The organism is Leptolyngbya sp. BC1307 (assembly GCF_002286735.1).
GTDB lineage: Bacteria > Cyanobacteriota > Cyanobacteriia > Phormidesmidales > Phormidesmidaceae > Phormidesmis.
The window spans coordinates 46,963-59,905 of the sequence record NZ_NRTA01000009.1 but is presented as its reverse complement, the minus strand read 5'-3'; the positions used below and the strand labels follow the sequence as shown (position 1 = coordinate 59,905).

Below are 12,943 nucleotides of genomic sequence, written 5' to 3'. Positions count from 1 at the left end.
CGTTGACAGAACGACATGCCTGTGAGTATGTCGGCCAGCAGAATGCCCGCTAGATAATGCGCAATGATAGCCAGAGGCCAGAGGCGGGCAAGCTGAATCAACGATAGATATCAACAAAAGCTGATTGAAAAGCCTGTGAACATCCCTACTTTTCCTGAATGCGATCGCGATTTGGTTAAAAAGCTAGCTCACTGCAGCGATCGCGAACTGGTAAACAAACTGCAAAAGTCGCCCTCTGATGGACGGTTTTTCACAGCGATTTTTTGTCGCTACAGCTCGGTAGTGTATTCGCTGATTCGGCATTCAGCGCGATCGCCTGTGCAAGCGGACTATTTATTCGCACTGACCTGGCGGCATATTCTCAACGAGTTAGGCGGGCTTGAGCTGTCACTTTGGAATGACCCAGTTGCCGCTACGAGCGATCGCCCCAGCGCCGATTTTTCTTTACAAAAGTGGCTAATCAACCTTACAGCCGCCCATATCAATCAGGCGATACTGCCCGATGTGGAATCTATTCACTACGCCCTGAGCGCCGCGCCGCCGCCGCTGTGGTGCTACACCGAGCGCGCCCTCGAAAGCCTCTCTCCCTCGCACCGGCTGATGGTGCTGATGGCCCAAACCTTTCACTGGAGCGAAACTCGCATTGCAGCTTATCTGCAGGCAGAAGGATCGCAGATCTCTCCCCAAACCGTGCAGGCAGAGCTAGAAGTGGCCTATAGCGCTCTGGAGCAGGCTATTCCCGCAGATATCAAGTCTATCTATTTAGACCGCCCGGCAGCGATCGCGCCAACTCCCTCACCAGTGCCCTCAGCAGCTCTCACAGGACTGATGACGATTGAATTTGACGAGATGAATTTGCCCGTCAGCTAATTTGGGTACCTTAGGCTCATCACCGCCTGGCACCACCGGGCAACATCGCTGGGCTGATGAGGAATTAACGATGGATCGCTGGCATACGGATCGCTGGTATTGTCTGGGGCCGCTGTCTGCGATAGCGCTGGCAGTGTCACTGAGCGCAGGCATTCCTGCAAAAGCTGCGAGTAGCCTCACTGAGCAACTCCACAGTCCGCGACAGGAAGTCCGCGAGCAGCGTGATATTGCTGACCAGTTTCTGCTGCTGGGCCGGGAGCAGATTAACCAGGGGGAGTACCCGACGGCAATTACCGCCCTACAGTCAGCTGCCGAGGCCTATCACTACCTGGGTGATTTTGTCGGCATGGGCGAGGCTTATGAGCAGCTCGTTAAAATCTACAGTCGCCTCGGCGAATATGACGCAGCTGAGCGAATTGTGCGGCAGCAGCTAGGGGTTGCTCGCAGCAACTTGAACTTTAGCGATCAGATCCTAGCGCTCAACAACCTTGGCACCCTCGTCCTCCAAAGTGGTGACCTAACGGTTGCTCAAGCTTCCTTTACCGAAGGGCTGGCGATCGCTCAATCTATCAACAGCGAGAGCGGCATCGGCCTATCCATGAGCAACTTGGGCCTAGTGGCCGCTGCCCAAGGGCAGACTAGCGACGCCCGCAAATACTACGAGATAGCCGCAAACTACCGGGCCAGAGCCCGCGACTACGCCGGGCAAGCCAACACCGATAGCAACTTAGGCGATGTCTACCTCGCCACTGGCGAAATTCGATCAGCGATTGGAGCCTACCGCCTTTCGCTCTCCCTGGCCCGCGATATTGACGATCCTTACATTCAGCTACGGGCAATTGACGGGCTGATCGCCATCTACCGTCAGCGCGATGAGCCTGCTCAGCTATCAGCCTATCTCAATGACCGGATTGCGCTGACGCTGCGCACTGGCGACGATTGGCAGCACCTGCTCACCCTGCGCACGTTAGGTGAGATCTATCAGGACAATGGCGATCTAGCGGCTGCCTATGACGCTTTTCAACGGGCGCTAACACTTGCTCACACCCTGGAGCGCAAGCAGGTTCAGGCAGAACTCACCAACCGCCTGCTGTCGCTATCCGCTCGTATGAACAACTGAGCACTGCTAACGGTAGATTGAGCCGTTTACCGGGTTTCGTTAGCTCAGCCCATGCGGTATTATCCTGAGGGTTTAAGGGGCTTCGCACCCGGATAAATTGCTCATGGACGCTCTGCCTACGCCGCTGCGATTTGATATTGTCAGCTTGTTTCCTGACTTTTTTACCTCGCCGCTGAGTTCTGGGCTCTTAGGGCGTGCACTCAAGCGGCAAATCGCAGCGGTACAGGTGACTAACCCGCGCGATTTTACGACCGATAAGCACCATAAGGTAGACGATATTCCCTACGGTGGGGGCGTCGGTATGGTGATGAAGCCGGAACCCATCTTCGCGGCAGTGGAGTCGCTGCCACAGTGCCCACGGCGAGCTGTGATCTTGATGACGCCGCAGGGGCAAACGATGAATCAGCCGCTGTTCAGAGAACTCTCTACCGAGTTTGACCAGCTGGTGATTATTTGCGGCCACTATGAAGGGGTCGATGAGCGAGTGCTCAATCTAGTCACGCAAGAAGTCTCTCTGGGCGATTTTGTCCTGACCTGTGGAGAGATTCCTGCTCTGGCGCTGCTCAACGGGGTGATTCGTTTGCTGCCGGGTACGGTGGGCAAGGCAGATTCGCTAAAGTACGAGAGCTTTGAAACCGATTTGTTAGATTATCCGCAGTACACCCGCCCGGCCCAGTTTCGCCAGTGGCCGGTACCCGAGGTGCTCACCTCTGGCGATCACGGTGCGATCGCCAGGTGGCGGCAGCAGCAGCAAATTGAGCGAACCCGGCAACGTCGCCCCGACCTGTTTGAGCGCTGGCAGCAGTCTTCTGCAAAAACTGAGAACCGCGCCGATCAATAGCGCCACTCTACTTATAAACATTCGGAACTTATGAACATTCGGATCGGCAACGGCTATGACATTCACCGGCTGACGACGGGTCGCAAGCTGATTTTAGGGGGAGTAGAGATTCCCCATACGCAGGGTCTGCTAGGCCATAGCGATGCTGATGCGCTAACGCACGCGATTATGGATGCGCTGCTGGGGGCGCTGAGCTTGGGCGATATCGGGCTTTACTTTCCCCCGGACGATCCGCAGTGGGCCGGTGCCGATAGCCAGCAGCTGCTAGCCCAGGTGCATCAGCTTGTACGCGATCGCGGCTGGCACATCAGTAATATTGACAGCGTCGTTATTGCCGAGCAGCCAAAGCTCAAACCGCATATTCGCACCATGTGCGATCGCCTAGCCAAAACCTTAGCCATCGAGCCCGATCAGATCGGCATCAAGGCAACTACTCACGAGAAGCTGGGCCCTCTGGGCCGCGAAGAAGGCATCGCCGCCTACGCAGTTGCTTTACTGCAAAAGTAGTCTCCAGATAAAAGCAGTAGACAATTTTAGAATCTGGCCACCGCTCTCTATGATTTGGCCAAGCTTCACTATATTTTCATGGGAAGTGACTAACTTTATTCAAAAGTAAACCAAGTCCTAGCGGAAATACGGCACTTTAGAGAAACAGACAAAGAGAAGTATCAGAATATACGCAAATATCCCAGTATTGTTTATACAATCTTTGTCAATTATTAAAGGTAGGTACATCAAGGATTTAGCCTGGTTTGAAAGGCCGTCTGTAAAGACTCACTCAAACTTTGCGTATTGCTAGGGACGGTCTTGAATAGGAAGTTAGTTGTCGGCGAGATTAGCAGCTAGCTGTTCTTAGTTACGTGCTAATTTATACGGCGTTAGCTTTAATAAATCTGCCTGGGGCTAGATCCAATGGGTAGATTTCAGAGATTACGTTCGATGCTTGGGCTACAGAGCCGTGCGAGATGACTGTGTGACTGCTGACTGTGTGACTGCTGTTTGACTTAGAAGGGTGAAATCATGGGTGTGTTGGGCGAATCTTCAGTAGTGTTAATTCCGGCAGTTGATAAGACATTTGGGGCGGTGACAACCGGCTTTTCTATCAGTAGCTTTCGCGAGAGCCCACCTGAGCGCATCGGAATTCAAGGCGAGTATGACTACAACGGTCTGGCAAAGCGCGTTATGCACTGCTTTCAGCAGTCTGTCGGCGATGAAGTCACCCAGCTTAAAGTGCGTCAGCGCGGCTGCGTGGTGATCCTGACTGGGGTGATCGCTTCACGCCACTTACTCAACCGCTTGGTCAGTCTGGCTAACAAGGTAGAGGGGACTGCTGTTGTCGAGCTTTACCGGGTCACCTTTATAGAAGATGACGTAGCTGCCTGAGGCTAGCTGAGGAGCTACGTATACAGAAACTACGTAGGGCAGGCAGGCAAGTCTCACCGCGATTCGGCAAGCTGTTCTGGCACAGGCCCTTAAGTCGCCTGTGCCACTGTTGTTTTCGCCATCATCGTAGCGACAAAATTGGTGTACACCTCTCCTTTTAAGAAGTCAGGGTTTTCTAGTACCTGCTGATGAAACCCAATCGTGGTGGGTAGTCCAGTAATTGCACATTCACGCAGGGCGCGCTTCATGCGGCTAATGGCGGTCGCGCGGTCGGGGCCCCAGACGATCAGCTTGCCAATGAGCGAATCGTAGTAGGGCGGAATCTCGTAATCTGTGTAGACGTGAGAGTCCATGCGAACGCCGAACCCACCGGGAGGCAGATAGCCGCTGATGCGACCTGGGTTTGGCCGAAAGTTGTGTTCCGGATCTTCAGCATTGATGCGGCACTCTATGGCATGCCCGCGTAGTTCGATGTCGGCTTGGGTGAAGGGTAGGCGATCGCCCTGCGCCACCCGAATTTGCTCGGCAATCAGATCGATGCCCGTCACCATCTCGGTCACCGGATGCTCTACCTGAATGCGCGTATTCATCTCCATGAAATAAAAGCTACCGGTCTGATCCACCAAAAACTCCACTGTGCCAGCGCCTACATAGTTAATTGACTGAGCCGCTCGCACTGCCGCTTCGCCCATACGACTGCGCAAATCTGCATCTAAAACCGCACTCGGAGCCTCTTCTAGCAGCTTCTGATGACGGCGCTGAATCGAGCAGTCGCGCTCACCTAAATGCACAACATTGCCATAGCTGTCAGCCAAAATTTGAAACTCAATATGGCGCGGATTTTCGACAAACTTCTCTAGATAGATGCCAGGGTTGCCAAAGGCCGCTTCCGCCTCGCCCTGAGCGGCTGAAAACATTTTGCTCAGCTCGCTATCATCTCGGACCAGGCGCATACCTCGCCCGCCCCCACCTGCCGTCGCCTTGATGATCACTGGATAGCCAATGGCGGCTGCTAGCTTAGCCGCTTCTTCTGTACTGGTGAGCAGACCTTCACTGCCAGGCACAGTTGGCACCTTTACGCGCTGCATAGTGGCCTTAGCGGTAGACTTATCGCCCATCGAGCGCATCGCCTCAGCGGTAGGGCCAATAAAAGTAAGATTGTGGTCAGCGCAGATTTCAGCAAAGCGGGCATTTTCAGCCAAAAAGCCATAGCCTGGATGAATCGCTGTTGCCCCCCGCGTTAGCGCTGCGGCAATGATATTAGGAATATTAAGATAGCTCTTGCTGCTAGGGGCTTCACCAATGCAAACGGCTTCGTCAGCAAGCTGCACATGCAGCGCATGGCGATCTACCGTAGAGTGCACTGCCACCGTCGCAATCCCCATCTCTTCGCAGGTGCGCAAAATTCTCAGGGCAATCTCACCGCGATTGGCAATTAAAATTTTAGAAAAACTCATCTGGCAGCCAGCATTTTTCACTGAGTTGTTAAGAAGCTGATCGTATCATGCAGAACCTGTTCCCTCGTTTGTAGGCGCAGCGCCAGAAAGAAAGTCGCTAAAAAAGCTCGTTATGCCGTATTGTTAAAAATCGATGTGTAGCCATTGGCTGAAGCGGGGTCGTCTTCCTCAGACGCCGCCAATCGCTATCCGATGGCTCCACGTTCAGCATCAGATGCTGTCTGCGGATGTGGTGGAATTGGTAGACACGCACGCTTGAGGGGCGTGTGGCTTACGCCTTGCGAGTTCGAGTCTCGCCATCCGCATATTTTTTGACTGGAGCTATGGCGAACTGCTGTCAGCTGTTAAGTCAGCCGCTCGTTCGCTATGATGGGCTAAAGACGTAAACTTTTGTAAACGCTTTGGCTTTCGCTTCTCCTGTAATCAGCTCCGAACGTGCCGCCTGGCATTCTCTACAACCTCTCTGGCAGGGTGATAAAGCTGTGGTCAATCAGGGTCTACCTCATGACCAGCTCTCTCCTGCCTGGCAAATACTGATGTTGGGAGATGGTTCACCAACCCGGCACCTACAACTGCTAACCCGAGAGCCGACTGAGGTCGATGTGATTGACATGTCGCCAGTTAGCCAAACGGGCGACCAAGCTCCCGACCAGATTGAGCAGGTTCCTGGGCCTCATTTGCGGCGACAGGTTTGGCTGCGAACGGCCTCAGGGCAGCGACTGGCCTATGCCGCCTCTTGGTGGGAAGCAAGTCATGTAGATGAGTATTTAAAGAATCGATCGCTGCCGATATGGGCTAGCCTAGCTCAGCTGCGTACGGAGCTTTACCGCGATATTCAGGGCATTTACTTTGGCCATTCGGCTGCGCTAGAAAGGGCTTTTGACCAGAAGGGGCCATTTTGGGGGCGGCACTATCTGTTCTGGCATCACGGTAAGCCGCTGACGTTGATTTACGAGGTTTTTTCTCCGTATCTGATTCGCTATTTAGGGCCGATGAGTTCAGCGGATCGCTCAGGCAGTGATGGTTAGGATCTAGCTTTTGGCTGACGGCTATGGTTCCAACGACTATGACTCTGACGACTACGTCTGACGGCTAGATGAATCTGACAGCCCGCTGTAGCAGCTTTGATCTAGCCAAATTTGGGCGCGTACGGGGCCATACTGCTCTCGCAGCGACTTCTCTACTCGCTCGCCGATCGTATGGGCAATCACCATAAACTCTGGATGCAGTGCCAGGTGCAGCTCGATCCAAACCTGACGACCCACCATGCCGCGCGACAAGATTCGGGTGCAGCGGGTGACGCCTTCTACCTGACAGGCAATCTGGGCGATCGCTTCTGGGGCAATGGCCGTCGGCTTAAGCAACATTGGCAACTGCCGTTGCAACATCTGCCAGAAACTTCTCACAGCAAAGACAACCAATACAATAGAGAGTGCTGGATCTAGCCAACGGTAACCCTGACCGATAGCCAACAGGCCGACCAGCAGCAGCAGGGTCAGCCAGGTATCCGCTAAAATGTGCTGGGTATTGAGCTTTAGCGCCAAGCCATTGATGGGTTTACTCTGATAAGCCGCAAATAGCACAGCCGCCAGCATTAGGCCGACTATCCCCCAGATCAATCCGATGAGAGCGGGGGACATGACGATTTGAAAAGCACCGGGCGCGGCCTGAAAAGCGGCTTCCAACTGATCAAGCGCAATGATCACCAGAGAAATCCCGGCAAACCCTAATATAGCTGACAAAATTAGAGCGCCCGCTGCCTCTCCCCGCCCGTGGCCCCAAATCTCTTTACCGAGTGTCCGCTGAGGGGAAGCTACCGCCACCAAACCCAGTAGCGTACTAAAAATATCGACTAGCGTATGCAAAGACTCCGCCAGCAGGCATAGAGAATGGCTCACCCAACCGGCCGTCAGTTCGACGGCAAACACCAGAAGGGCCACCCACAAGAGCATGAGTAGCAGGCGGTAGCTCACTCGCCGCTGATGTCCGCTTACATTCATAGCGAACAGGCTATCGCGAAGGGGACGAGGGCCCAGTCAGAAAACCAGTCAGGAAAAGATCCAAGCAAAAAATTTAAAATCAGAAAGGGCACCGACGACTGGCCGTGTTTCGTCTCGGTGCCCTTACTGGTTCGCTCCTCACACTCCATCAATATAGGGGATAGGTTGAAATTTGTCATCTTGAGTGGACATCAGCCGTACTGGCACAGTCAAAACTGAGTGGAGCGCTATAGAAGATCTGGAGCTGTTGCCGCTAAATGACCCTGCAATAGGGTTTCCAGCAGGTTTTGAGTGGCTGCTACTAAACCAAATCGGGCCTGAAACAGGCGGGATTCTGATGAAACGGATGGTGCCGAGATCTGGCTAAATCCGCACAGGCAAGCACTGTAAAACTGCTCAAATGACTGACACAGCTGACCTGCACACTTTAGAAGCAAAAGATATGACCGATCTGGCCATCGATAAGGAATCCAAAACAAATCATCTGCAGTGGCAATGAGTGTCTGGATCAGTCGCTGAGCCTGTAGGGTATGAAACCGCAGCTGCTGATCGGCAGTAAGCCAGGGGAGGGTAGTCGGGACTGAGGCTTGGTTCAACGGGCTGCCGACTAACGGGCTGCCGACTATGCGGAGATCGGGCTGTACTACCTGCCACAGACGCAGCAATGTGCAGCAGCGGGCATGAGTATACTGCACCCGCCAAATGGTAGCGTTGCCCCCGTATAAATCGGCACCGGCCAAGTCAGAACCTGGATTGCTCGCTGCTGGCTCAGCAGCGAGGCAATTGCGGGGGAAGCAAACAGGAACTGAACTACTTTTTGAGCTGTCTTTTGCGATCGGTTTCTTCAGAGAACTATTCATCAGCTGGTCATCGATCTGAGTGTGATCTAGATCAGCTCCATCTAATAATTTAGGGCGCGGTTGAGCTAGCTTTGAGAAGGCCGAATTCAAAAAAATTGAGGAGTGCTCTGGCTGTAAAAGCTGCTGCAACCATAGAGAGGTTCCGACTTCTGAAAGGCGAAAGCTCACCCATCCTGGCCGCTGAGTTTCTATCTCGAATTCTGACCACAACTGCGGCAGTAGAGACAGGTCGTGATTCTTGTGATCTAGCTCACTATCTAACGTCTTTAACTGAAGCTGATTGAGCTGATTAGCTATCTGCCTAGAAACCTCTGTAAGCGATGGCAGCTCTACAAACTGAGGGGACTTTGCCAGCATCTGGGGAATGGCTGAGGTGTAGAGAGCAGCCGTCATGTGCTGCTTTTTCTGCAGCGGGATTCGCTGCCAGCAGCGCTGCCGGTCTCCAAAGCTAGCTGAGTTTATCCTGTGAACAGAATCAGACCTGCTCCTATCAAGATGTAAAAAATTAATGAAGCTGAATACATCCACTTCACATCTGCCGGGCAAGACTTTACTTAAGTAATATAGGAGGGTTCCTTTAAGTGATAGAACCATAGTTGCCATAGAGGATCTTAAAGCACTTTGACAAGCCGTGTTTTCCTGAATTTTACGGGCGATTTTGAATATTTATTGGCGGACTATCTCGGTAAATGCTGAAGTAGTTGTAAAGAAGATAAATTCATCATACAAAACCCAGCAATATATATTAGTCTACTTACATTATTCACGCGCTTATGTCTGACTACTGTAGGTACTGTTACGCAGCAACTGCGGCAATGACTGTGTGAATGTCGGCCATTGAATGCCCCTTTCTGAAAATGGCTGCGCGCGACCACCCTCGGACAGCTTTATCTGATACAGAGACCGCTCTTGCTTTGTCCGTGCGATCGCGGATAGCTGGGAATCGGTTTTGCTAAGTCTGCGCTGTGCTCATTCGTCAGGCCATTATTCACTCTTATTTAGATGACACTATCTACTACAGTTGAACCCAATCCTAGTGCAGCTAACATGTCTACTCCTCCCCAACCGGACAGTGCCCGCCCGTTTTTAGCGTGGCAGCGCATCTCTGATTGGGCTGCTGAGCATTACCGCTGTCGCACCTTTAATAAAGACGAGAAGATTCCGGCCCGGCCCGGACTGCTCTATCTGGTTCAAAAAGGCTCGGTTAGGCTGCTGGGCAATGCCCATGTCAGTGCCACTCCCAAGCGCAAGAGCAGCGCGACCCGCCTGCCTGCTGTCGCGGCTGAAGAAGCTTTCTTGGGATTTGTCGGGGCCGGCCAGCCGTTTGAGGTAGTCGCGCAGCCGCCCTTTACTTTGCAGAGCTTTGCGCATGTTGACCAGACGACAGTGATCTGGCTCTACTGGAACGACCTCGATACCTGGCCGCACTTTCAAAAAGAGGTGCTCGATGCTTTTCGTCGTCAGCATCAGCGCAAGCTGCTCTGGCTGAGTACGCTCGGACAGCGCCGGACGATTGACCGACTTCTGGGCTTTTTGACGCTGCTGATTGACGAGCATGGTGAACCTTGCGAGCAAGGATACTATCTGCCGTTTCCACTCACTCACGCTCAAATTGGTAGCGCAATCGGTTCGACTCGGGTGACGGTTACCCGGCTGATGGGCAAGCTGCGTCAGGGCGGGCTGATCCAGAGCTATGGTGAAAATCTAATTTGCATTCCTCACAGTGCCGACTGGAAAAAGCAGGGCTAGCCTATCGCGGTCTTCGCGGGTAGCGCGTCTTAGCCGGTAGCTGAGGCCGCTGAACGCTTGAGGCCGCTAACCCTTAGCAGCAGGGAATTGAGCACAACGGTCACCGAGCTTAAAGCCATCAGACCACCGGCAAACCCAGGATTGAGAGACAGACCAAAGGCCGGTAAGAAGGCACCTGCGGCAAGCGGAATGCACACTGAGTTATAGGCGAAGGCCCAGAATAAATTTTGGCGGATCTTATTAAAGGTGGCGTGGCTGAGCTGAATCGCAGCCTGTACATCTGAGAGGTCGTCACGCATGAGCACAATGTCAGCGGTTTCCATTGCGACTTCGGTGCTTGAGTTAAGGGCCATGCCGATGTCTGCCTGGGCCAGTGCTGGAGCATCGTTGATGCCATCGCCGATAAAGCCGACACGGTGACCGCTTTCTTGCAGATGGGCGATCGCCTTCACTTTGCCCTCGGGCGTTACTTCGGCCTGTACCTGGTCATCAGTTAGGTCAAGCTGCTGGGCGATCGCCCTTGCGACTGCCGTACTGTCTCCACTCAAAATTTTCACATCTAAACCCAGGGACTGTAGCCGCTGAATAGTCTCAGCAGTTTCTGGTCGCAGCGCGTCTGCCACACCCATCAGACCGATTACCTGCTGCCCGGTAGCGACAAACACGACCGTTTTACCTGACTGAGCAAGCTGGTCAGCGGTGCTGCGAGTTTGGCTATCGACGGCGCAGCCATTTTGCCCCATCCAGGCCAGATTGCCTAGAGAGTACTGAGCGGTCTCGCGATGAGTGATGACATTAGCGGCGATGCCAAAGCCCGCTTGAGTATGGAAGTCTGCGGCTGGCAATAGGCGCAGTTTTTTTTGCGTAGCGGCTTGCTGAATGGCAATGCCCAAAGGATGGCGGGTGCCGCTCTCAACAGTAGCGGCGATTTGCAGAAGCTGATCGGCTGAGACGTTTGGCGTCAGCGGAAGGCAGTCGGTGAGCTGCGGCTTGCCGGTGGTCAGCGTGCCCGTTTTATCAAAGACCAGCGTATCTAAGCCTCGGGTGGCTTCTAAGATATCGCCGCCGCGAATGAGTAGCCCCTGCTCCGCGCCTATGCCAGAACCGACCAAAATGGCCGTGGGTGTGGCTAAACCCAAAGCGCAGGGGCAGGCCACGACGACGACAGCGATCGCTAGCTTAAGACTCACCAACAGCCGTGAGGAACCGGTCAGCAGAGGCTCTCCGGTCATTTCCCCGCTCATCTGAGACAGGGCGCTGTGATGGGTGTGAGCGATCGCCGTCTGCGCCACGTCTGGCCAGAGGGGTAGACCGACAAAGTACCAAAAGCCAAAAGTCAGAGCCGCACAGGTGAGCACGCCGTAGGTAAAGTAGCCCGAAATCACATCGGCGAAGCCTTGAATCGGCGCTTTTCGGGTCTGAGCGGTCTCTACTAGATGGATCATCTGCGCCAGGGTAGTTTTTTCGCCCGTGCGCGACACCTGCAGCGTAATCGCACCCGTCTGATTCAGCGTGCCAGCGACCACCTCATCGTCTGGCTGCTTGACGACCGGCAGCGATTCTCCGGTCAGCATAGATTCATCTACCGTCGTTTGGCCAACTGCAATCACGCCATCGACCGGCACTTTTTCACCCGGCAGCACCCGCAGCCACTCGCCTACCTGCACCTGAGCAGCGGGAATTTGCACACCTGCTGTACTATCAGCGGGATCTATCTGTCGATCAGATACATCAGGATCAGCCGTTAGCTCAGGAGTCGGCACCAGTCTAGCCAGGGTCGGCTGCAGGGCAATCAGCGATCGCAGTGAACTGGCCGCCTGAAACCGGGCCCGCTGCTCTAAGGTGCGCCCCAGCAAAATAAAGCTGAGCAGCATCACCGGCTCATCAAAAAAGCACTCCCAACCCAAATGGGGAAACAATAGGGCGACCAGGCTGGTTGTGTAAGCGCTCACCGCCCCCAGGCTGACAAGCGTATTCATATTAGGTGAGCCCCGGCGCACGCCTTTGAGGCCGTCGAGCAAAATCTCACGAGCCGGAAAGATTAGCGTCAAGGTCGCCAGCGTGCCATGAAACCAAAGCGTGCTGAGTACCGGTAGCTGCTGCCAGCTATTGAGCCAGCCGTTTGTTGCCGAAGGCTGACCCAGATGCTGTAGATGGCCAATTACGGAAAGCACTAGCAGCAGTGAGGCGATCGCTAGCTGTCTGACCTGGTCTTTTTGGGCTTGCTGTTTGCGGACAAGCCAATCGGTTTCAGCCGCTAAGGCGCTCTGTCCGTGGGCTGGGCGAATTTGGCTAGGGTAGCCAGCGGCGGTGAGGGTCTGGGCGATCGCCTGCGGGTCGGCAGTTGAGCGACATTCGACTGCTGCCACCTCGGTCACCAGATTTACCGTGGCGGTGACGACGCCATCACACTGGGCCAGTTTCTTTTCTACCGTGCTCACGCAGCCAGCGCACATCATGCCTTCTACATCGAGTACGACCGTTTCAGTTGGGTTTTGATCAGCCGATGGGTCAGCAGTGGGAGTAGCAGACTGAGCAGATGGCGCGAGCTGGGTCATAGATTATTGCAGTGCGTCGAGAATCCCTCTTTTGAGCCTACGTCAAATTTTCTCTCCTGTGGGCAGTAGGTTCATTACAGCCGGTAGAGATATCCCCAATTCACC

11 protein-coding genes and 1 tRNA gene are annotated in these 12,943 nt (G+C 54.0%); 8 read left to right on the top strand and 4 right to left on the bottom strand.

Annotated elements, in window-relative coordinates:
* The first annotated feature begins 135 nt into the window (after nucleotides 1-135).
* The 5 genes from CKL79_RS07515 (at nucleotide 136) to CKL79_RS07495 (ending at nucleotide 4,214) form a co-directional block, all read left to right on the top strand.
* Nucleotides 136-870, top strand: a complete 735-nt coding sequence (locus tag CKL79_RS07515) for a sigma-70 family RNA polymerase sigma factor (RefSeq protein WP_205879030.1) — start codon at nucleotides 136-138, stop codon at nucleotides 868-870.
* A 70-nt stretch (nucleotides 871-940) separates the two neighbouring features.
* Nucleotides 941-1,990 carry a tetratricopeptide repeat protein gene (locus tag CKL79_RS07510; protein WP_141242173.1) on the top strand — a complete coding sequence of 350 codons (1,050 nt, stop codon included), beginning with the start codon at nucleotides 941-943 and terminating at the stop codon, nucleotides 1,988-1,990.
* Between the two features lie 103 nt (nucleotides 1,991-2,093).
* Nucleotides 2,094-2,831 (top strand): tRNA (guanosine(37)-N1)-methyltransferase TrmD, encoded by a 738-nt coding sequence (trmD, locus tag CKL79_RS07505; RefSeq protein WP_121968965.1) that lies wholly within the window; start codon nucleotides 2,094-2,096, stop codon nucleotides 2,829-2,831.
* A gap of 30 nt (nucleotides 2,832-2,861) precedes the next feature.
* Nucleotides 2,862-3,338 carry a 2-C-methyl-D-erythritol 2,4-cyclodiphosphate synthase gene (gene ispF / locus CKL79_RS07500; protein WP_121968964.1) on the top strand — a complete coding sequence of 159 codons (477 nt, stop codon included), beginning with the start codon at nucleotides 2,862-2,864 and terminating at the stop codon, nucleotides 3,336-3,338.
* A gap of 513 nt (nucleotides 3,339-3,851) precedes the next feature.
* Entirely contained in the window at nucleotides 3,852-4,214 is a 363-nt protein-coding gene (locus CKL79_RS07495) for a phospholipid-binding protein (RefSeq protein WP_121968963.1), read from the top strand.
* A gap of 89 nt (nucleotides 4,215-4,303) precedes the next feature.
* On the opposite strand, the gene accC is transcribed toward CKL79_RS07495, so the two are convergent.
* A complete protein-coding gene (gene accC / locus CKL79_RS07490) occupies nucleotides 4,304-5,671 on the bottom strand; it encodes an acetyl-CoA carboxylase biotin carboxylase subunit (protein ID WP_121969030.1) in 1,368 nt (455 codons plus the stop codon).
* A gap of 223 nt (nucleotides 5,672-5,894) precedes the next feature.
* On the opposite strand from accC, the gene CKL79_RS07480 reads away from it, so the two are divergent.
* Both CKL79_RS07480 and CKL79_RS07475 read left to right on the top strand, forming a co-directional pair.
* Nucleotides 5,895-5,976 (top strand) — tRNA-Leu (locus CKL79_RS07480).
* Between the two features lie 96 nt (nucleotides 5,977-6,072).
* Nucleotides 6,073-6,699, top strand: a complete 627-nt coding sequence (locus CKL79_RS07475; RefSeq protein WP_121968962.1) for a chorismate lyase — start codon at nucleotides 6,073-6,075, stop codon at nucleotides 6,697-6,699.
* A gap of 51 nt (nucleotides 6,700-6,750) precedes the next feature.
* Here the strand turns inward: CKL79_RS07475 and CKL79_RS07470 are convergent, their stop codons facing one another.
* Together CKL79_RS07470 and CKL79_RS07465 are read right to left on the bottom strand one after the other, a co-directional pair.
* A complete protein-coding gene (locus tag CKL79_RS07470) occupies nucleotides 6,751-7,671 on the bottom strand; it encodes a cation diffusion facilitator family transporter (protein WP_121968961.1) in 921 nt (306 codons plus the stop codon).
* Between the two features lie 227 nt (nucleotides 7,672-7,898).
* On the bottom strand, nucleotides 7,899-8,924 hold the full coding sequence (locus tag CKL79_RS07465; RefSeq protein WP_121968960.1) for a hypothetical protein: 1,026 nt from the start codon (nucleotides 8,922-8,924) through the stop codon (nucleotides 7,899-7,901).
* A 654-nt stretch (nucleotides 8,925-9,578) separates the two neighbouring features.
* Between CKL79_RS07465 and CKL79_RS07460 the strand changes: the two genes are divergently transcribed.
* On the top strand, nucleotides 9,579-10,280 hold the full coding sequence (locus CKL79_RS07460; RefSeq protein WP_121969028.1) for a Crp/Fnr family transcriptional regulator: 702 nt from the start codon (nucleotides 9,579-9,581) through the stop codon (nucleotides 10,278-10,280).
* 29 nt (nucleotides 10,281-10,309) lie between these two features.
* Here the strand turns inward: CKL79_RS07460 and CKL79_RS07455 are convergent, their stop codons facing one another.
* Entirely contained in the window at nucleotides 10,310-12,838 is a 2,529-nt protein-coding gene (locus tag CKL79_RS07455) for a heavy metal translocating P-type ATPase (protein WP_121968959.1), read from the bottom strand.
* Between the last annotated feature and the right edge of the window lie 105 nt (nucleotides 12,839-12,943).

Excerpts from the sequence above, each read along its gene's own strand:
- CKL79_RS07495 (WP_121968963.1), top strand. The coding sequence starts at position 3,852 with ATGGGTGTGTTGGGCGAATCTTCAGTAGTGTTAATTCCGGCAGTTGAT.
- trmD (WP_121968965.1), top strand. The coding sequence starts at position 2,094 with ATGGACGCTCTGCCTACGCCGCTGCGATTTGATATTGTCAGCTTGTTT.
- CKL79_RS07470 (WP_121968961.1), bottom strand. The coding sequence starts at position 7,671 with ATGAATGTAAGCGGACATCAGCGGCGAGTGAGCTACCGCCTGCTACTC.
- CKL79_RS07460 (WP_121969028.1), top strand. The coding sequence starts at position 9,579 with ATGTCTACTCCTCCCCAACCGGACAGTGCCCGCCCGTTTTTAGCGTGG.
- CKL79_RS07510 (WP_141242173.1), top strand. The coding sequence starts at position 941 with ATGGATCGCTGGCATACGGATCGCTGGTATTGTCTGGGGCCGCTGTCT.
- CKL79_RS07465 (WP_121968960.1), bottom strand. The coding sequence starts at position 8,924 with ATGACGGCTGCTCTCTACACCTCAGCCATTCCCCAGATGCTGGCAAAG.
- ispF (WP_121968964.1), top strand. The coding sequence starts at position 2,862 with ATGAACATTCGGATCGGCAACGGCTATGACATTCACCGGCTGACGACG.
- accC (WP_121969030.1), bottom strand. The coding sequence starts at position 5,671 with ATGAGTTTTTCTAAAATTTTAATTGCCAATCGCGGTGAGATTGCCCTG.
- CKL79_RS07455 (WP_121968959.1), bottom strand. The coding sequence starts at position 12,838 with ATGACCCAGCTCGCGCCATCTGCTCAGTCTGCTACTCCCACTGCTGAC.